The 20,226-nt window shown below is 61.6% G+C and carries 16 protein-coding genes; 4 read left to right on the top strand and 12 right to left on the bottom strand.

Annotation, left to right across the window (positions count from 1 at the left end; genetic code table 11):
* Positions 1–129: 129 nt before the first annotated feature.
* Positions 130–1,404 (bottom strand): Hsp70 family protein, encoded by a 1,275-nt coding sequence (locus AC0Z5Z_RS06105; RefSeq protein ID WP_130929365.1) that lies wholly within the window; start codon positions 1,402–1,404, stop codon positions 130–132.
* A gap of 290 nt (positions 1,405–1,694) precedes the next feature.
* Here AC0Z5Z_RS06105 and AC0Z5Z_RS06100 point away from each other — a divergent pair, with 290 nt between their 5' ends.
* The 3 genes from AC0Z5Z_RS06100 (at position 1,695) to AC0Z5Z_RS06090 (ending at position 4,572) form a co-directional block, all read left to right on the top strand.
* Positions 1,695–2,639, top strand: coding sequence for a DnaJ C-terminal domain-containing protein (locus AC0Z5Z_RS06100; RefSeq protein ID WP_024011397.1), 945 nt, complete (start codon positions 1,695–1,697; stop codon positions 2,637–2,639).
* Positions 2,640–2,662: 23 nt separating this feature from the next.
* On the top strand, positions 2,663–2,968 hold the full coding sequence (locus AC0Z5Z_RS06095; RefSeq protein WP_016771896.1) for a chaperone modulator CbpM: 306 nt from the start codon (positions 2,663–2,665) through the stop codon (positions 2,966–2,968).
* Between the two features lie 203 nt (positions 2,969–3,171).
* Positions 3,172–4,572: a hypothetical protein gene (locus AC0Z5Z_RS06090; RefSeq protein ID WP_485610868.1), complete on the top strand. Its 1,401-nt coding sequence runs from the start codon at positions 3,172–3,174 to the stop codon at positions 4,570–4,572.
* 60 nt (positions 4,573–4,632) lie between these two features.
* On the opposite strand, the gene ureC is transcribed toward AC0Z5Z_RS06090, so the two are convergent.
* From ureC to urtA, 11 genes are all read right to left on the bottom strand, one after another.
* The gene (gene ureC / locus AC0Z5Z_RS06085; protein WP_041480696.1) at positions 4,633–6,333 is read right to left on the bottom strand and encodes an urease subunit alpha; all 1,701 of its coding nucleotides are present in this window, start codon (positions 6,331–6,333) and stop codon (positions 4,633–4,635) included.
* 139 nt (positions 6,334–6,472) lie between these two features.
* Entirely contained in the window at positions 6,473–6,778 is a 306-nt protein-coding gene (locus AC0Z5Z_RS06080) for an urease subunit beta (RefSeq protein ID WP_095180936.1), read from the bottom strand.
* Entirely contained in the window at positions 6,775–7,311 is a 537-nt protein-coding gene (locus AC0Z5Z_RS06075; protein WP_485610867.1) for a GNAT family N-acetyltransferase, read from the bottom strand. Before AC0Z5Z_RS06075 ends, AC0Z5Z_RS06080 begins: the two co-directional genes overlap by 4 nt.
* A 5-nt stretch (positions 7,312–7,316) precedes the next feature.
* On the bottom strand, positions 7,317–7,850 hold the full coding sequence (locus AC0Z5Z_RS06070) for a GNAT family N-acetyltransferase (RefSeq protein WP_252885238.1): 534 nt from the start codon (positions 7,848–7,850) through the stop codon (positions 7,317–7,319).
* Between the two features lie 9 nt (positions 7,851–7,859).
* Entirely contained in the window at positions 7,860–8,162 is a 303-nt protein-coding gene (gene ureA, locus AC0Z5Z_RS06065; protein WP_003221215.1) for an urease subunit gamma, read from the bottom strand.
* A 227-nt stretch (positions 8,163–8,389) separates the two neighbouring features.
* Positions 8,390–9,229, bottom strand: a complete 840-nt coding sequence (locus tag AC0Z5Z_RS06060; RefSeq protein ID WP_485610866.1) for an urease accessory protein UreD — start codon at positions 9,227–9,229, stop codon at positions 8,390–8,392.
* A gap of 43 nt (positions 9,230–9,272) precedes the next feature.
* Complete coding sequence (urtE, locus tag AC0Z5Z_RS06055; protein WP_016771889.1) at positions 9,273–9,971, bottom strand: urea ABC transporter ATP-binding subunit UrtE; 699 nt, start codon at positions 9,969–9,971, stop codon at positions 9,273–9,275.
* Between the two features lie 135 nt (positions 9,972–10,106).
* Entirely contained in the window at positions 10,107–10,976 is an 870-nt protein-coding gene (gene urtD, locus AC0Z5Z_RS06050) for an urea ABC transporter ATP-binding protein UrtD (protein WP_016771888.1), read from the bottom strand.
* Complete coding sequence (urtC, locus tag AC0Z5Z_RS06045; RefSeq protein WP_485610865.1) at positions 10,973–12,052, bottom strand: urea ABC transporter permease subunit UrtC; 1,080 nt, start codon at positions 12,050–12,052, stop codon at positions 10,973–10,975. Before urtC ends, urtD begins: the two co-directional genes overlap by 4 nt.
* On the bottom strand, positions 12,052–13,554 hold the full coding sequence (urtB, locus tag AC0Z5Z_RS06040; protein WP_485610864.1) for an urea ABC transporter permease subunit UrtB: 1,503 nt from the start codon (positions 13,552–13,554) through the stop codon (positions 12,052–12,054). Before urtB ends, urtC begins: the two co-directional genes overlap by 1 nt.
* Positions 13,555–13,769: 215 nt before the next feature.
* Entirely contained in the window at positions 13,770–15,035 is a 1,266-nt protein-coding gene (gene urtA / locus AC0Z5Z_RS06035; RefSeq protein ID WP_016771886.1) for an urea ABC transporter substrate-binding protein, read from the bottom strand.
* A gap of 165 nt (positions 15,036–15,200) precedes the next feature.
* On the opposite strand from urtA, the gene AC0Z5Z_RS06030 reads away from it, so the two are divergent.
* Positions 15,201–20,204, top strand: coding sequence for a DUF4329 domain-containing protein (locus tag AC0Z5Z_RS06030; protein WP_485610863.1), 5,004 nt, complete (start codon positions 15,201–15,203; stop codon positions 20,202–20,204).
* Positions 20,205–20,226: the final 22 nt, after the last annotated feature.

Raw genomic sequence — 20,226 nt, 5'->3', positions numbered from 1 at the left:
ATCTGTGGCGAGGGGATTTATCCCCGTTGGCCTGCGCAGCAGGCCCCTGCTTTCATAAATCGGGGGCCGCTTCGCGACCCAACGGGGATAAATCCCCTCGCCACAAAGGCTCTTCGCCACAGATTGTGATCAGGCCATCGAACCGTAACGCTTCATCGCTTCAATCGCCAAACCGCTACCAATGCTGCCAAAGATGTTGCCTTCGACATGCCGGGCGTTCGGCAACATCGCCGAGACGCTGTTACGCAGGGCCGGGATGCCGCTCGAACCACCAGTGAAGAACACCGTGTCGACCTGATCGACCGCCACGCCGGCATCATTGAGCAATTGCGTAACGCTGCCACGCACACGCTCCAGCAAAGCCTCGATCGCCGATTCGAACAACGCGCGGCTCAGCTCGACGCTCAGCCCGGCTTCGATGCGGTCCAGCGGCACGTGGCGGCTGTCGGCGTGGGTCAGCTGGATCTTGGTTTCTTCCACTTCCATCGCCAGCCAGTGCCCGGCGCGCTGTTCGATCAGCTTGAACAGGCGATCGATGCCGCCGGTGTCTTCGATGTCGTAACGCATGCTGCCCAGTGCCAGCGTGGATTTCTGCGAGTACACCGAGTTGATCGTGTGCCAGGTCGCCAGGTTCATGTGGTGGCTGGTTGGCATGTACGCGCCGCTCTTCATGCGGCTGCCGTAGCCGAAAAGCGGCATCAGGCCTTGCAGGCTGAGCTGTTTGTCGAAGTCGGTACCACCGATGTGCACACCACCGGTGGCGAGGATGTCATCGTGACGGTTGTCGACACCGCGACGCTCGGGCGACAGGCGCACCAGCGAGAAGTCGGAGGTACCACCGCCGATGTCGACGATCAGTACCAGCTCTTCTTTCTCGATGGTCGACTCGTAGTCGAACGCTGCCGCGATCGGCTCGTACTGGAACGACACGTCCTTGAAGCCGATTTTGCGCGCTACCTCGACCAGGGTGTCTTCGGCCTCCTGGTCAGCCAGCGGATCGTCGTCGACGAAGAACACCGGGCGACCCAGCACCACTTGCTCGAATTCCCGACCGGCGGCGGTTTCGGCGCGGCTCTTGAGCTGGCCGATGAACAGCCCGAGCAGATCCTTGAACGGCATCGCCGTGCCGAGGACGCTGGTGTCGTGCTTGATCAGCTTGGAGCCGAGCAGGCTTTTCAACGAGCGCATCAGCCGGCCTTCGTAGCCTTCCAGATACTCGTGCAGGGCTAGGCGACCGTAGACCGGGCGACGTTCCTCGATGTTGAAGAAGACCACCGACGGCAGGGTGATCTTGTCGTCTTCCAGCGCGATCATGGTGTCCATGCCGGGGCGCAGCCAGCCGACGGTGGAGTTGGACGTGCCGAAGTCGATGCCGCAGGCACGGGCTGGAGAGGCGTCTTTCATGTCTTTCGGTTTCCGGTCAAAAAAACGGCCGCGCAGTGTATGTCAGTGCGCGGCAGATTCGAAGGCCGGTCATCCGCTATTTCGCCCCCAGACAGTTGAAAACCACCGCATCGCCCCAAACTTGCTGGCATGGGCCGGCAGACACACCGGCGGTCGCAAGAACCGTCGTCCACTGCCGATAAACTTCTGCGGCGCCACCCGGTCACAAACTTGAGATCGGTCAACCCGGCACGTGCCAATCGGCGCATGCTGGTCTCGGCGCGAAATCGATAACGGATGGTGATCCTTCCATGGACTTCAAAGACTATTACAAGATACTCGGCGTGGAGCCGACAGCCGACGACAAGGCCATCAAGGCGGCCTATCGCAAGCTGGCGCGCAAATACCACCCCGACGTCAGCAAGGAAAAAGATGCCGAGGCCAAGTTCAAGGATGCCTCGGAAGCCTATGAAGCGCTGAAAAGCGCCGACAAGCGCGCCGAATACGACGAACTGCGCCGTTATGGCCAGCACGGTCAGCCGTTCCAGGGTCCACCGGGCTGGCAGAGCCGTGGCGGCTTCGGTGGCGGCGGAGGCGACACGGGCGACTTCTCGGACTTCTTCAGTTCGATCTTCGGTAATCGCGGCCCCGGTTTCGGTGGCGCCGAGAGCCGCCAATCACGCGGACGCCGAGGGCAAGACGTGGAAATGGAACTGCCGGTCTTCCTCGAAGAAACCCTGTCGAACGAATCGAAAAAAGTCACCTTTCAGGTGCCGCAATACAATGCGCACGGCCAACACGTCAGCAACACCAGCAAGAGCCTGAACGTGAAGATTCCGGCCGGCGTGACCGATGGCGAGCGAATTCGCCTGAAGGGCCAGGGCGCACCGGGCATCGGTGGCGGAGCGAATGGCGATCTGTACCTGACCATTCGGTTTGCGCCGCACCCGAAATTCGATGTCGAAGGCGAAAACCTGATCATCACCTTGCCCCTGGCTCCGTGGGAATTGGCATTGGGCACCGAAGTCGCCGTGCCGACCCTGACCGGCAAGATCAACCTCAAGGTGCCGGCCGGCAGCCAGAATGGCCAGCGCATGCGCGCCAAGGGCCATGGCCTGCTGAACAAGGCCGGCGAACGCGGTTATCTGTTCGTGCAGCTCAAGGCCGTGATGCCCAAAGCCTCCGACGATGAGGTCAAGGCGCTGTGGCAGGAACTGGCGAAGAAAGCCGCCTTCAATCCGCGAGAGAACTTCTGAACCCGACGACGGAGTAGCCCATCATGAGCAGCCCCCTGATCGTTCAACTGGACCTGGCAGAATTCTGTGAGGCGGCCGATTTGTCGGACGTCTACGTGATCGAAATCGTCGAGCACGGCATCCTCGAACCTCAGGGCGCGCAGCCCCGGGAATGGCGCTTCACCGATTACGAATTGGCCTTGGCCAAGCGCGCCGCCAAGCTGCGCCGTGATCTGGAACTGGAGTGGGAAGGCGTGGCGCTGGCGCTGGATCTGCTGGACGAGGTGAAGCAGTTGCGTGCCGAGAACCGCATGTTGCGCCAGCGTTTGGGGCGGTTGGTGGTCGAATGAATTGTTTGAGGCCGTGAGGTCCTAGCAGGCCTCATCGCGTGCCGGCCCGCTCCCGCCTGATTAATGTTTGCGGGTGTTTCGTCCGGTATGAACCGGCAGGATGGTCTGATAGTTTTCCGGGCACATGTTGGCAATGGATGCCGACGGTCGTAGCGCCAGCCAGACTGGCCAGCGCTGCGCAATCTTTGCAAGGAAGCCTGTCAATGCCAGTCAGACCCAAGCCGCCCAAGCCGGGCGCAGTCGATATCACCACCCCTGGGCGCACATCCCGGGATCCCGCCGCGCACGGGATCGAGTCGTCGCACCTGACCCCCGGTCCGTTCATTCGCAAGACCCCGCCCGATGCCAGTGAGCCCGGCAGCAACACGCAGCAAATGGAAACTGCAGTTGCCCCGCACAGCGTGCACGTCGACCCGACGCCGTCTACATCTGGTCCCGTCCCGAAGCTTAAAACCTCGGCTCTGGAGCGTTACCTGATTGCCTCGACAGCCCCTCTACCGCAAGCAGACGTTGACGGGTTTCGCGTATTCAAAGGACGCCAATACGCGGACCTGCAGGGCGGTGGTACGGTGCTGATCGGCGTCGATGCCGAGACCGGTCTGCATCGGGCCAGATTGTCCAGCGAGCTGCAGCCGTCCGGCCCTGTGCTTGCCTACGATCCGTTGAACAAGCACTGGTACGCGCTTGAAGAGTCCGGCGCGTCGCCGGACGCTGCCGCTGTCCCGGGTAAAAGCCGCAGGGTGGCGCGCCAGAGCGATGAAGACTATGAGTCTGCCGTTGAGGAGCTGCCCGACGATGGCGGTGCAACGCAGGAACATTTTTATCTGGCGTCCGAGTCGATGCCCGTCAAACCCTTCACCGCTGAGGAATTGCGTGCAATGCGCAGCGAAACACGGTTTTCGTTCCTTGCCAATCGGCCCGGGGTCTATGACCGTGCCAATAACGGCAAATACCCTTTCCGGGACATGGCCGGCCGGCCTGTCAGGATAAAGAAGCTCCAGACCCTGGCGCGTTTCGAAGACGGCAGCCGTTATACCTCCGAGCAGATCAAGCCTTACATCAAGTTTGGCGCCTACGAGCATGTCGCGCGGTTGTATGAAGAAAAGCTGCAATGGCGATTGTTCACCGAGGCCGACATGACGGTGCCCGGAGAGCGGGCCTTGGTCGGCCAGTCAATGGTGGTCGCCAACCGGCGCATCACCCGAGGCGAGGTGGTCGGTGTCTATGCTGGCGCGATCATGCCGGGACGTCTTGTGCCGCTGCCCCAGCAGTCATACACCATGAAGGTCGGCGTCCGTTATCAACCAGGGCCTGGATATTTGATCCCCTACGAATTCGCGCTGGTCGGTGACACGATTATTTCCCGGATCAACACGCGCTTTTGGTATGACGCAACGGGCAAGCCGGTTCGTCAGGCTACGGAGGGTTACAACGTCGAGTTCGTACCGTTCGATGTCGAAGCGCAACAGTGGATAGGCAAGGAATTGGTCACCCGGGACTTCATTCTCAACGCCATCTTCGCTACCGAAGACATTCCGGCGGGAACCGAGTTACGCATCGATTACAACTACAGCGATGCGGACATCGCGAAACTGTTCCCGTGATTGCCTGAGCGATCGCGACTGAATACGGACCTGCGCGTCCGTATTCAGCGCACGCCTTCATCAGAACAGAAAGTAGCGCTGCGCCATCGGCAGCGTTTCCGCCGGTTCGCACCACAGCAACACGCCATCGGCCTTGACCTGATAGGTCTGTGGATCGACATCGATGTTCGGCAGATAGTCGTTGTGGATCAGGTCGGTTTTCTGCACGTCTCGGCAGCCCTTCACCACAGCGATCTGCTTCTTCAATCCCAAGGCTTCCGGCAATCCGGCCTCCTGCGCCGCCTGGCTGATAAAGGTCAGGCTGGTGGCGTGCAGCGAGCCGCCGTAGCTGGCGAACATCGGGCGGTAATGCACCGGTTGCGGTGTTGGAATCGAAGCGTTGGCGTCGCCCATCAGGCTGGCGGCAATCGCACCGCCCTTGAGAATCAGCGTCGGCTTCACACCAAAGAACGCCGGGCGCCAGAGCACCAGATCGGCCCACTTGCCGACTTCGATCGAGCCGACTTCATGGCTGATGCCATGGGTGATTGCCGGGTTGATCGTGTACTTGGCGATGTAACGCTTGGCGCGGAAGTTGTCGTTGCCTGCGCCGTCCTGTGGCAGTGGGCCGCGCTGTTTTTTCATCTTGTCGGCGGTCTGCCAGGTGCGCGTGATGACTTCGCCGACACGGCCCATGGCCTGACTGTCGGAGCTGATCATCGAGAACGCGCCGAGGTCGTGGAGGATGTCTTCGGCGGCAATGGTTTCGCGGCGGATCCGGCTTTCGGCGAAGGCGACGTCTTCGGCAATGCTCGGGTCGAGGTGATGGCAGACCATCAGCATGTCGAGGTGTTCGTCGATGGTGTTGCGGGTGAACGGCCGGGTCGGGTTGGTCGAGCTTGGCAGCACGTTGGCAAAGCCGCAGGCCTTGATGATGTCTGGCGCGTGGCCGCCACCGGCACCTTCGGTGTGATAGGTGTGGATGGTGCGGCCCTTGAACGCGCCAAGGGTGGTTTCGACGAAGCCGGATTCGTTGAGGGTATCGGTGTGGATCGCCACCTGCACATCGTACTGGTCGGCGACGTTGAGGCAGTTGTCGATACTCGCCGGAGTGGTGCCCCAGTCTTCGTGCAGCTTGAGGCCGATGGCGCCGGCCTTGACCTGTTCGATCAACGGCTCCGGCAGGCTGGCGTTGCCCTTGCCGGTCAGGCCGATGTTCATCGGGAAAGCATCGGCGGCCTGTAGCATGCGCGCCAGATGCCACGGGCCGGAGGTGCAGGTGGTGGCGTTGGTGCCGGTGGCAGGCCCGGTGCCGCCGCCGATCATGGTGGTGACGCCGCTCATCAGCGCTTCTTCGATCTGCTGCGGGCAGATGAAGTGGATATGCGTGTCGATGCCGCCAGCGGTGAGGATCATGCCTTCGCCGGCAATCACTTCGGTGCCGGCGCCGATGGCGATGGTCACATTGGGCTGCACGTCAGGGTTGCCGGCCTTGCCGATCGCGGCGATGCGCCCGTCTTTGAGGCCGACGTCGGCCTTGACGATGCCCCAGTGGTCGATGATCAGTGCGTTGGTGATCAGCGTGTCGACCACTTCGGCGGCGAGCAATTGGCTCTGGCCCTGGCCGTCGCGGATGACTTTGCCGCCACCGAATTTCACTTCCTCGCCGTAGGTGGTGAAGTCCTTTTCGACTTCGATCCACAGCTCGGTGTCGGCCAGGCGCACCTTGTCGCCGACGGTGGGGCCGAACATGTCGGCGTAGGCTTGACGGGAAATCTTCATTCGTTCGCCTTGAGATTCAATTGGGTCTGAAATCGCTCGCATTACTCGCTTTCGCGAGCAGGCTCGCTCCCACATTTGATCGCGTTCTCATGTGGGAGCGAGCCTGCTCGCGAAGGGGCCAGAGCGGGCACCGTGTTGTTTAGAGATCACCCATGATGCGGCCGGCAAAGCCGAACACCCGGCGATGCCCGGCGTAATCCACCAGTTCGACTTCACGGCTTTGCCCCGGCTCGAAGCGCACCGCCGTGCCCGCCGGAATATTCAGGCGCATGCCGCGACTGGCGGCGCGATCGAAGGTCAGCGCGTCGTTGGTTTCAAAAAAGTGGAAATGCGAGCCGACCTGAATCGGCCGGTCGCCGCTGTTGGCGACTTTCAGGCTGAGGGTGCGACGGCCGACGTTGAGTTCGATGTCGCCGGGCTGGATCTGGTATTGGCCAGGAATCATCGCTGGGCTCCTTGCAGGACTTTGTAATAGAGCGCGGTCGGGCGATAGGTGCCGTTGGGGTCGCAGGCGTAATCAGGGATTTCGCCGGCGCGCACGTAGCCCAGCGCCTTGTAGAAATCTTCCGCCGGCGAGCCGGCCTCGGTGTCGAGATAGAGCATGCCGCGCTTGTGCTTGGGCGCTTCGAGTTCCAGCGCCTGCATCAGTTGCTGACCGAGGCCTCGCCGCCGGGCGTCTTCGCGTACCAGCAGCTTCTGCACTTCGGCGCGGTTCAGACCGTTGGCCTTTTGGCACAGACCCAATTGCACACTGGCCTGCACCTGCTCGTCCTTGACCACCACCCACAGCAGCGTGCTGCCCTTGTTGATGTTGTCCTGCACCTCATCGAAATATGCGCGCGCCTGCACCTCATCGAGGTCGGCCATAAAACCGACGCTGGCGCCGTAACCGACGGCGTCGAGCAGCAGATCGATCAGGCCCTGGCGATAGTGGGCAAAGCTTTCAGCGTTGACGCGGCGCAACTGGGCGGCGTTCATCGACATCACTCCTTGTGAGTATCCGGCGGCTGTGCGCCGGGATTGAGGGTCAACTGCATGAAGGTCAGATCGAGCCAGCGGCCGAACTTGGTGCCCACTTGCGGCATCTGCCCGGTGATGCTGAAACCGGCGCGCTCGTGCAGGCGAATCGACGCGGCGTTGCCACTTTCGATGGCAGCGACCATGACGTGTTTACCGCAGGTGCGGGCACGCTCGATCAACGCGGTCATCAGTTGCGGGCCGAGGCCGTTGCCGCGTTGATCGCTGCGCACGTACACCGAGTGCTCGACGGTGTGGCGGAAACCGTCGAACGGCCGCCAGTCGCCGAACGAGGCGTAACCCAGCACCGCGTTGTGGCTGTCGACGATCACCAGAATCGGGTACGCCTGCAACTGACGCGCGTCGAACCATGCCTGGCGATTGCCGAGGTCGACCGCTTGTTCGTTCCAGATCGCCGTGGTGTTGAGCACGGCGTCGTTGTAGATGTCGCGGATCGCCGGCAGGTCTGCCCGGGTTGCATCGCGAATGGCGTAAGTCATGGCGCGGCCTCAGACGATCGGCTGGTGAACGGTGACCAGTTTGGTGCCGTCGGGGAACGTCGCCTCGACCTGGATTTCCGGGATCATTTCCGGGATGCCTTCCATCACTTGTTCGCGGCTGAGCAGGGTGGTGCCGTAGTGCATCAGCTCGGCCACGGTCTGGCCGTCGCGGGCACCCTCCAGCAGCGCGGCGGAGATGTAGGCCATGGCTTCCGGGTAGTTGAGTTTTACGCCACGGGCCAGCCGCCGCTCGGCGACGAGGCCGGCGGTGAAGATAAGCAGCTTGTCTTTTTCGCGTGGGGTCAGGTCCATGGTTCGGGTTCCATCAGGGCAGATTCGGGTGGCTCTCGAGAAGTGTGGGGTGCCAGTTGGAGCAGCCCCTCACCCTAGCCCTCTCCCGAGGGAGAGGGGACTGATCTTGGTTGTTTTCAATGGCCAATTCAGTCAGCAATATTCGTTCAGGCAGATAAATTTATTTCAGACGACTCGGTCAGGCTCCCTCTCCCTCCGGGAGAGGGCGGGGGGTGAGGGTCGGGGTTTCAGGTGCTCCATATTCTTGGCGCGATAGCTTCGCGCCCCAGCAGCGCAGGTCTGAGCAATCGCCACAAATCGATGAGCCAGGCGCGGGCGAGCAACGCCTCACTGGCCAGGCAACGAGCCACCAGCAGTCCCGGCAATTGCGTCAGATCCCCGCGCACCTCATGCCCCAGCGAGCGGCAACGCTCCAGCAGCTCGGCGTCTATCTCACCGGTCACCAGCATCGTCGCGAACACCGGTTGCCCATCCAGCCCGATTGGCGAGTCGAGCAAACCATCGTTGCCGACAATGCGCTGCCGTTCGTGCCAGAGCAACTGACCGTCGCGGCGGATGTCCAGGTGCGCCTGAAAATGCCCGAGGTCAAAACGCTCGCCGCTGGCCGGACGGCCCAGCGCCACCACGTCCCAGTAGAACAGCCGTGCGTCACCTTCAAGGTCGATGGTCGTGGTCAAATCAGCCTGCGCGGCGCTGTAGACGATAGTTTCCTGCGGCAGCCATTCCAGTGTCGCACCGGCAGCGACTTGCAAGTCGAGCTGCTGATACGCCGGTCCACCCGCGCGATACCACTTGGCGGCGCCGGGGCTGGTGATCTGTGCCCAGGCGTTGTGTTCGATGCGGGCCTTGATGTTCAGTCGATCACCACCGGCAATTCCGCCCGGCGGATGGACGATGATGTGCTGGCAGACTTGCGGGCCTTCGGCGTACAGATGCTTTTGCACGCGCAGCGGGCCGAGGTGGCGGCGCATGACCGGGCGCGTGCAATCGCCGAAACGCGCGTAGGCCAGTTCCAGCTCGGCGTGCCAGCTCGGGGTAAACAGGGCAGGTGCAACAATCGAATTCATGGTTTGTGATTATCGTTAGGAAGCTACAGATTAGACCGGCGCGTTAGATCGTGACCAGCCCGCGTACACCTTCGGCCTCCATATTTTCACCGCGACCCTGTTGAACGATCTCGCCCCGCGACATCACCAGGTATTGATCGGCCAGTTCTGCAGCAAAGTCGTAGAACTGCTCGACCAGCAGAATCGCCATGTCACCGCGCGCCGCGAGCTGCTTGATCACCGCGCCGATTTCCTTGATCACCGACGGTTGAATGCCTTCGGTGGGCTCATCAAGAATCAGCAGGCGCGGGCGGCTGGCCAGCGCCCGGCCGATTGCCAGTTGCTGTTGCTGACCGCCGGACAGATCACCGCCACGGCGCTGCTTCATTTGTAGCAGCACCGGGAACAATTCGTAGATGAAACCCGGGACTTCTTTGGCTTCTGAGCCTGGAAAACGCGACAGGCCCATCAGCAGATTTTCTTCTACCGTCAGGCGCCCGAAGATCTCACGGCCCTGCGGCACGTAGGCGATACCGGCATGCACGCGCTGATGCGGTTTGAACGTGGTGATCGGTTTGCCTTCCCAGTTCACCGCGCCTTCCTTGGCCGGCAGCAGGCCCATCAGGCATTTGAGCAGGGTGGTCTTGCCCACGCCGTTACGCCCGAGCAGGCACGTGACTTCGCCGACTTTCACGTCGAAGCTGAGGCCGCGCAGGATGTGGCTACCGCCGTAGTACTGATGCAGCTTGTCGACTTGCAGCATGTTCGAATTCTCCCCCGGTGATCGTTCCCACGCTCTGCGTGGGAACGCATCCCGTGACGCTCCGCGTCACATAACGGCGGACGCAGAGCGTCCATGGCGGCATTCCCACGCAGAGCGTGGGAACGATCTAGGTCTTCAGCGGCCGAGGTAGACCTCGATCACCCGCTCGTTTTCCTGCACTTGCTCAAGCGAGCCTTCCGCCAGAACGCTGCCCTGATGCAGCACCGTGACGTGGTCGGCAATCGAGCCGACGAAGCCCATGTCGTGCTCGACCACCATCAACGAATGCTTGCCCGCCAGCGATTTGAACAACTCGGCGGTGAACTCGGTTTCGGCGTCGGTCATGCCCGCCACCGGTTCGTCGAGCAGGAGCAATTGCGGGTCCTGCATCAGCAACATGCCGATCTCGAGAAACTGCTTCTGGCCGTGGGACAACAGCCCGGCCTGGCGATTGACCGAGGTGGTCAGACGAATCGTCTCAAGCACTTCGCTGATGCGGTCCTTCTGTTCGCCGCTCAGGCGTGCACGCAAACTCGCCCACACCGACTTGTCGGTCTTCTGCGCCAGCTCAAGGTTTTCGAACACGCTCAAGGCTTCGAACACCGTTGGCTTCTGAAACTTGCGGCCGATGCCGGACTGGGCAATCTGCACTTCGCTCATCTGCGTCAGGTCCAGGGTTTCGCCGAACCAGGCCTTGCCGTGGCTGGGCCGGGTCTTGCCGGTGATCACGTCCATCAGCGTGGTCTTGCCCGCGCCGTTGGGGCCGATGATGCAGCGCAGTTCGCCGACGCCGATGTACAGGTTGAGATTGTTCAACGCACGGAAGCCGTCGAAGCTGACGCTGATGTCCTCCAGGGTGAGGATCGTGCCGTGACGCGTATCGAGGCCCGGGCCGACGCGCTGGCCGAGGCCGATCGAGTCGCGGCTGGTGCCTTCGTCCTTGTTCGGTTCCACGGGGAAAAACGCCGGCTCCAGCATGAATTCAGCACTCGCTGTGACTCTCATTGTTCACCTCGTTTCTTCAGCAGACCGATCACGCCCTTGGGCAGGTACAACGTCACGACGATGAACAGCGCGCCGAGGAAGAACAGCCAGTATTCCGGGAAGGCCACGGTGAACCAGCTCTTCATGCCGTTGACCACGCCGGCACCGAGCAGCGGCCCGATCAGCGTGCCGCGCCCGCCAAGGGCGACCCACACCGCCGCTTCGATCGAGTTGGTCGGAGACATTTCGCTGGGGTTGATGATGCCGACCTGCGGCACATAAAGCGCTCCGGCCAGACCGCACAGCACCGCACTCAGCACCCAGACGAACAGCTTGAAACCGCGCGGGTCGTAGCCGCAGAACATCAAACGGTTTTCCGCATCGCGCAACGCCGTCAGCACGCGACCGAACTTGCTTTGCGCCAGGCGCCAGCCGATGAACAGGCTCGCCACCAGCAGCAACACCGTGGCCAGAAACAGCACCGCGCGCGTGCCCGGCTCAGTGATGCCGAAACCGAGGATCGTGCGGAAATTGGTGAAGCCGTTATTGCCTCCGAAACCGGTCTCGTTGCGGAAAAACAGGAGCATGCCGGCGAAGGTCAGGGCCTGGGTCATGATCGAGAAATACACGCCTTTGATCCGCGAACGGAAGGCGAAGAAGCCGAACACCAGCGCCAGCAACCCCGGCGCCAGCACCACCAGACACATCGCCCAGAGGAAGCTGCTGGTGCCGGTCCAGTACCAGGGCAATTCCGTCCACGACAGGAAGGTCATGAACGCCGGCAAGCCATCACCGGCAGCCTGACGCATCAGGTACATGCCCATCGCATAACCGCCGAGGGCGAAGAACAGGCCGTGGCCCAGCGAAAGCAGGCCGGCATAGCCCCAGACCAGATCCAGCGCCAGAGCGACGATGGCGTAGCAGAGGATTTTGCCGACCAGGGTCAGCGTGTAGGCCGAAACGTGCAGGGCATTGTCTGGCGCGAGCAGTGACAGCAGCGGCAGAACGATCAGCAGCGCGAGGATCACCCCGCCGACCGCGAGCGTGACTTTCGGCCCGGCCTTTTGTGTGGCCGTGACTAACAGAGGCTGGTTCATCAGTCGATCACCCGTCCTTTCAGTGCGAAGAGGCCTTGCGGACGTTTCTGAATGAACAGAATGATCAGCGCGAGGATCAGGATCTTGCCGAGCACCGCACCGATCTGCGGTTCGAGAATCTTGTTGGCGATCCCTAAGCCAAATGCGGCGAGCACGCTACCGGCCAGTTGGCCGACGCCGCCGAGCACCACCACCAGGAACGAGTCGATGATGTAGCTCTGGCCAAGGTCGGGACCGACGTTGCCGATCTGGCTCAGCGCCACGCCGCCCAAGCCGGCGATGCCCGAGCCGAGGCCGAAGGCGAGCATGTCCACGCGCCCGGTCGGCACGCCGCAGCAGGCGGCCATGTTGCGGTTCTGAGTGACGGCGCGGACGTTGAGGCCGAGGCGGGTTTTGTTCAGCAACAGCCAGGTCAGCACCACCACGAACAATGCGAAAGCGATGATGACGATGCGGTTGTACGGCAGCACCAGATTGGGCAGCACTTGAATGCCGCCGGACAGCCATGCCGGATTTGCTACTTCTACGTTCTGCGCGCCGAACACCAACCGTACGAGCTGGATCAGCATCAGGCTGATGCCCCAGGTCGCGAGCAGGGTTTCCAGTGGCCGACCGTAAAGGTGGCGGATGACCGTGCGCTCCAGCGCCATGCCGACGGCGGCGGTGACGAAAAACGCTACCGGCAGCGCGATCAGCGGATAGAACTCGATGGCTTGCGGCGCGTAACGCTGGAACATCAACTGCACGACGTAGGTCGAGTAGGCGCCGAGCATCAGCATCTCGCCGTGGGCCATGTTGATCACCCCGAGCAGGCCGAAGGTGATCGCCAGGCCGAGGGCCGCGAGCAGCAGAATCGAGCCCAGCGACATGCCGCTGAAGGCCTGGCCGAGCACTTCGCCGATCAGCAGCTTGCGCTTGACCTGAGCGAGGCTGGTTTCAGCGGCGGTACGCACGCCGGCATCGCTTTCCACCCCGGGCTCGAGCAGGCCTTCGAGGCGTGTGCGTGCCAGCGGGTCGCCGGTTTCACCGAGCAGACGTACCGCCGCGAGGCGCACCGCCGGGTCGCTGTCGACCAGTTGCAGATTGGCCAGCGCCAGGCTCAAGGCGGCATGCACGCTTTGATCTTTTTCCCCAGCGAGTTGCCGGTCGAGAAATTTCAGCTGCGCGGGTTTCGCGCTTTTCTGCAATTGCTGCGCGGCGCCCAGACGGATCTTGCTGTCAGCGGCGAGCAATTGATGGCTGGCCATTGCGGTGTCGATCAGACCCCGCAGGCGATTGTTCAGGCGCAGGGTTTTCGCTTGGCCGTCGATCGTCAGTTCGCCTTGTTGCAGGGCGTTGAGCAACTCGATACGCGCCGGATCGGGCTGCGCGGCCCAGGCTTCCAGCAGTTTGGCCTGTTGCATCGGGTTGGCCGCGACGAAGTCTTCGGCGTCGCCGGCGTGGGCCAGGAGTGGCAGCAACAGTGCGATGGCGAGAAGTACGCGGTGTATGGCAGTGGGCATTAGTGGTGTCCTGTTCAACCGCCCCCTCACCCTGACCCTCTCCCGGAGGGAGAGGGGACTGACCGAGGTGTCTGGACGATGTGCTGCGACCTGCGAACTCGAGTCGAACTCAGGGTCTGAAGAGCATGAAGATCGGCTCCCTTTCCCCCTCTCCCTGAGGGAGAGGGCTGGGGTGAGGGGAAAGTCTCATGCTCGCCTCAAAAACTGAATTCGCCTCAGTTGCTCTTCACCGCATAATCCGGCTTCTTGTCGTTGCCCTGAATGTACGGGCTCCACGGTTGCGCGCGGATCGGGCCTTCGGTCTGCCACACGACGTTGAACTGCCCGTCGCTCTGGATTTCGCCGATCATCACGGGCTTGTGCAGGTGGTGATTGGTCTTGTCCATGGTCAACGTGTAACCGGACGGCGCAGCAAAGGTCTGCCCGGCCAGTGCTTCACGAACCTTGTCGACGTCAGTGGATTTGGCTTTCTCGACCGCCTGCGCCCACATGTGGATGCCGACGTAGGTGGCTTCCATCGGGTCGTTGGTCACGGCTTTATCGGCGCCCGGCAGGTTGTGTTTCTTCGCATAGGCTTTCCAGTCCGCGACGAATTTCTTGTTCGCAGGATTCTCCACCGACTCGAAGTAGTTCCACGCCGCGAGGTTGCCCACCAGCGGTTTGGTGTCGATGCCGCGCAGTTCTTCTTCGCCGACCGAGAACGCCACCACCGGTACGTCGGTGGCTTTCAGGCCCTGGTTGGCCAGCTCTTTATAGAACGGCACGTTGGAGTCGCCGTTGACGGTGGAGATGACCGCAGTCTTGCCGCCGGCGGAGAATTTTTTGATGTTGGCAACGATGGTCTGGTAATCGCTGTGACCGAACGGCGTGTAGACCTCTTCGATGTCCTTGTCGGCCACGCCTTTGGAGTGCAGGAACGCGCGCAGGATCTTGTTGGTGGTGCGCGGGTAGACGTAGTCGGTGCCGAGCAGGAAGTAGCGCTTGGCGCTGCCGCCTTCTTCACTCATCAGGTATTCAACGGCGGGGATCGCTTGCTGATTCGGCGCGGCGCCGGTGTAGAAGACGTTCGGCGACATCTCTTCGCCTTCGTACTGCACCGGGTAGAACAGCAGGCCGTTGAGCTCTTCGAACACCGGCAGTACCGATTTACGCGACACCGAGGTCCAGCAGCCGAACACCACCGCGACCTTGTCCTGGGTCAGCAACTGCCGGCCTTTTTCGGCGAACAGCGGCCAGTTCGATGCAGGGTCAACGACAACAGGTTCAAGCATCTTGCCGTTCACACCGCCCTTGGCGTTGATCTCGTCGATGGTCATCAGCGCCATGTCCTTGAGCGATGTTTCGGAGATCGCCATGGTCCCGGACAACGAATGCAGAATCCCGACCTTGATGGTCTCGGCGGCCTGGACAGTCCAGGTCATGCCCATCGCGGCAATGGATGCCGTGAGTGTGAAAGCCTTGATCAAACTGCGACGCTTCATTGTGCGATCTCCATGAACATTCGATTTTTTCTGGTTGGCAGATGCGGACGACTGAAGCTGTGTTTTGCAAAGGCTGTGCCCGGTCGCGTTCAGGCAAGAAAATGTCGTGCCAGAGCGCTTGCGCGCTGAAACCGTGCACCAGGAGGGGACGGCAGGCGGGCGATGGTGCGTCGAGTTGCGCCAGATTGGGGCGCCCGCTGGCGCTCAGATGCGGATACAAAAGCGATAACCCTGTACCACAGCTCGAGAAAACCGACAGGCCACACTCAGTTGCTCATCCGATTCTCAGCGCAGGTTTTTATGAGTCATGTCTCAGGCCGATCCGGTCGTACCGCAAGTTCTTCAGCAACGTTCAAGCTGCCCCCACTGAGCCCGGCTTTTCTGACTGAAGAAGACGCCGCCTATTGGGTGCACACACGAATTCCACTCAACCCGGACAAAGAGTACGGCAGCGTGATCCTGCTGCGACCGGACGGGAAATTCCTCGCCACCTCTCCCATCGCAGGTGAAGCCACGCGCTTCGACTTCGGCACGATTGTGCAGACCGATGCCCTTGGCGGCATGCTCCATCCGCTGGGCTACCGCTGTATCGCCAGCGTACACAGCCATCCGCCGCTACATGACCAGTTCCGCAATGGCAATCGGCGTCAGGATGAAACCCTGCTCAGGCTGTTCATGAGCTTCTATTCAGGCGGCGATTTCATTGGCGATGTGTCGGCGCGGGATTTTTTCCGCAGCGCTTACCTTTCAGGCCCGGATGGCAGCTTGCTCAAATACGTCTCGAGCGGCTCGCCCGAGGAACGCGACTACTTCCTCTGGCAGCAGTCCGGCGGGCCGTCGGGCCATCCGGCGGGGGCCTATGACGTGATGGCGGTGATCAACAAGCTGGCGACCGTGGGTGAACTCAAAGTCATTGTTTCGAATGCCGACTGGGGCTACTCGGTGGGGCGCGTACCTGCGGACTGGAAGGCCGGGGCGTCGTTTTCAAAGGGTGCGGTCACCGAACTGCCGCTGATGACCCGGGTATGCGTCAATGCCGAACGCGCCGTGCTTGCCGCCTTGAAATCCAGAGGCGCACAGACGACGGGCCTGATATTGAAAAAATTGATTGGCGAGGAGTATGTCGCCACCCATGCGCGCCCGGCCGGGCTGGCTGCATGGGATCCTGAGCGAATATTTCCGGTTGATGCCCAAGGGCAATTGCAGCTGCCGAGGGGTTATTTGCTGGAGGGCTTCTACTTCGCCTCGCGGCCCGACCCTGCGCAGTTTCCACCCGCTCAGCCGTGGCTCTACGAGAACTTCTTCACGCCCCGGGAGATCGCCGTCGCTATCGAAGCGAATGCCCGCAGCAAACATCTGGCGAAAGCGGGACATGCGTTGTCGCTGTACATGCGGGCGCAGGATCATGCGATGTTGAAGTACCGCTTCAGCGGCGATTCGATCGAAGCGGCACTGAGCGTTACGCAGTCGGACGGCACGGTCAGTGACAATGGTCTGCAGGCAAGGCTGTTGGCCGGCACACTGGATACCCGCGCATTTGTCTCGATGCTGGTACTGGCTGGCACCCTGGAGGTCATTCGCGGCAGTGCGCTGTGGGCGCATCTGGGGCCGGTGGATCTGCAATGGCAACCCTTCGCCAATCTCCCCTGGCCGCGATTGAGCGGCGTGTTTCTGTGCGCTGATGATGCCGTGCGCCATGCCCATGAACTCGCCGGCCTGCGCCGTGACAAACCGTACGCCGGGTATGTTTTTCAGCGCAGCGACAAGCGTTTCGTGGTGACCGAACCGTTGCCGGGAGATATCGACACGCTCAGTCAGGGCAGGCTTTATCCGATGGACAATCATGGGCGTCCGGTCTTTCCCGACGACCATGCGCTGCACGCCCGTTACGTCTCTCACATTGCCATGTCGCAACTTTTGCCGGTGGATGCAGAGCTTTTTGGCTGGGCGTATCAGGAAGCGGCTGTGAGCTTGCAGATGTTGAGTGTGGCGGAGGTCAGGCAAGTCCTGCTCGACGAGATTGCCTTGTATGTCAGCGCGGCGCCGGACAGTCTCGTCAGGTATGAGGTCATCGGATCTGCGGGCTCCACGGAATTGGCTCGGCGCCTGGGCACGCGCCAGCATCCGGGCGCCCTGGCGCTGGAACTGGACAGCGGCCGTAAACGCCCGCAGGACTTCATACGTGAACAGGCAGCGGCCGGACGTTTAACGGTTCTGATCGATAATGAACTGTGGGGCTATCGCGGGCGGGTGCCGGCTACCTGGTCGCTGCGCACCACGCCCGCGCCTTTGCCCGTGCCGCAGTTGCCGGTGGTGCAACTGCCGCCGCTTCTGTATCCCCAGCCGGACAGAGACAAGCCGATCCTGCCCAAACCCACGCCACTCCCGCAGCCGCAAATACCGTTGCCGCCGCTGACGTTGCCGTTGCCCTGGAAACGCCTGGAAGGTGTGGCATTCGGCGCGATTTTCCCCTCGGCGGATGAGGCTGCACGGGACCGATGCATGGGGGACTTTCGTCCACAGGGCGAAACGCGCGCGTACTTCGGCTTCATTCTCAGGCACAAGAACCGGCCAGAGTATGTGGCTACCGAGCTGGTGCCCGTCAGTGATCAAGGCAAAAATCTGTTCAGGCTCGATGCGGTATTCGCCGACCTGCCCTCTGAGCCCTGGCATGCGTTGCCCGAGGGCTTTGAACTGCACGGCAATTTCTACGCATCGCAACGTGCCGGTGATCCGACGAAAAGTCCGGATGACTGGCTGGCGCATTACTTCATCTCGCCGGACCACCTGACAGCCTCGATGTATTACGGCGGCCGGCGCCCGGTCATGGTGTCGGACGCTCCCGCAGCGCTTTATATCGCCGTGCGCGATGGTGCTTTGCTCAAATATGCGTGGAGCAGGTCCAGCAAACTGTTTCATGACGCCTCGTCCCAGCGCACGCTTGAACAGATCAAAAGCGATCTGGCCGCTGGCAACCGTCTACCGACCGACTTTATCCATGAGGTCGCCAGCAGCGGCGAGCTCTCCGTCATGCGCACCGGTCTGTGCTGGGACCGGACGGGGCAGATCAATGTCACCTGGCAACCGTACGCAAATCTCGAACGGCGCAGGCTCGGTCCGGTTTTTCAGACAGCTGACGACGCGGCCGTCCACGCCAGGACACTCGTGCCTCTGGTGACCGACCGAGTGCATGGCGGGCTGATTCTGGAGACGGTCGATAAGCGCTACGTCGCCACAGTGCCCGTTGAAGTCAGCCATGAGGATTTCGATTTCACCGATATCTGCCCTGAGGAAAGTCGCGCCGCCGGATTGTTTCCTGCGGGTTGTCGCATCGTGGCGCGGTACCGCTCGCGCGTCGCCCAGGAGGTGTCGTTGGTCTTGGCGCCTGTGCAAAAGCAGGTGTACCAGAACGTGTTTTCGGTCGAGGTGCTGGAGTCGGCGTTCAACAAACGCGGCATCAAAGAGGAATACCGGGTGGCGGCGGACGGTTCGCTGATTCGCTATACACCCGCCCCACGGGATGAATACCTGTTCTGTCCGGATGGCGCGGTGATTGGCTATCGGCCGCAAGCCGAACTGCTTTCGCAGCTGCTTGATCAGGGCGAGCGGCTGTCCGTCGTCGATGCAAAAGCGATAAGACAGCGCTTGCGCAATCGGCAATTGAAACCCGTCGAATGGGTGAACGAGCTGGCCAGGGCCGGACGTCTGTGGGTGGTCGCCGCAAGCGCGATCTGGGGGCAACCGCGCCAGATTATCCAGTGGGCACCATACTCCGGGGATCTGTTGCCGGCCGCAGATTATGACAAGGCGTTGAGCAGCCCGGTCGGCAGCCCGCTGTTCATCCAGGCAGACGCTGCCGCGCGGTACGCTCATCAACTGTCGTTGAGCAGGGATACGCAGACCTTCGGCTACGTTTTGAACGGCCCTGAAGACCTGTTGGTGTCCACTCTGCCAGTTGCGGTGCAGCGTTCGGGGTTGGCGCTGGATCGAGTGTTCGAGCAGGGCAAGCTGCCGCCAGGCTTCAGTCTGAGCGCCATTTATTTGCGAGCAGCGCTGCCACCTCTGGGCGCGCGGCCGGACGATATGCGGCACTTTTTTCTGCTGCCCAACGATGTCCAGGCAGCCTGCGCATGGGCCAACACGCCCCAGGGGTACCGGCCGATCTACTTCTCCTGCGCCGATGGCGCGTTGTTGAAATTGCAACTGCATGCATTCGAGCCCGGCACTTTCTACGATGAGTTCGGGCAAGTGCAACTGCGCCCCAATGCCTTTGTGTCGAAGGTGGAAGCGGCGGTCGATGAGCGGGGCATTGCCAGCGGTACGTTCAGATTTGTCGACTATGTCCAACGGATGGCTCATGCCGGCCGACTTGAGGTAATTGAAACGAGTGAATACTGGTCGCGGCATGGTCAGGTGGATGAACGCTGGCAGCCACGGCTGACCGAGGTGTCCAGTGAGCAACGCTGGCGCGAGCATCCGGCGCCAGCGCTGGGACCTGTCTTTCATCATCCCGATGATGCCGCCTGCCATGTTCATGGACGGGTAGCCGGCCAGGCGGTAATAGGCACCGGTTATGAGAGTGCGATTCTGGCGAACCCGTCCAGCCTTCGCTTCGTTCCGCTTGAGCCGATCGTGTATCTGGCCAACGAGGACAATCCGCTGTTGCGCATACTGCGTACCGTCGCGGATCCGGCTGTCAGTTGGCGCGATCCGGCGCCGCGTTATCCCGAGGGTTACTCGGTGATGGCCACCCATCAATTGCATGTCTCGGGCAACACCACGCTGGCGGCGGACGTGGATCAGGTCTATGCCAATTACGCTGCGCCTTCGCTGGTGCATGCGCACACCCATGCACCCACGGAAAAAGGCCTGCATATCCTGCACTACTACTATTCAACGCCGCACGATGTGCTGCTCAAGTACACACCTGCGTATTCAAGGGCGGAAAGAGATCTGTTGCTGACCCGCTCAGCCACTTTCGAGGGCGGACGCTGGATCAGCCGGCTGAGCCCTGGAGAGTTTCTTTCGCGGCTTATGGCGCTGGGTGAGTTTCGGGTGCTGATCGGCGGTTATTACTGGCGCCAGACCGGCCGCATGAACACTACCTGGCGAAGCCGTCGTCAGCAGACCCCGACACCCGGAACCGTGCGCTTGCGCGACGAGTTGTAAATGAAATGAATGAACAGGCGCG

Source organism: Pseudomonas sp. 1L-E-NC-VB-C3 (genome assembly GCF_057291535.1).
Note: the sequence above shows the minus strand (reverse complement) of the source record. Positions and strands in the feature narration are given on the sequence as shown.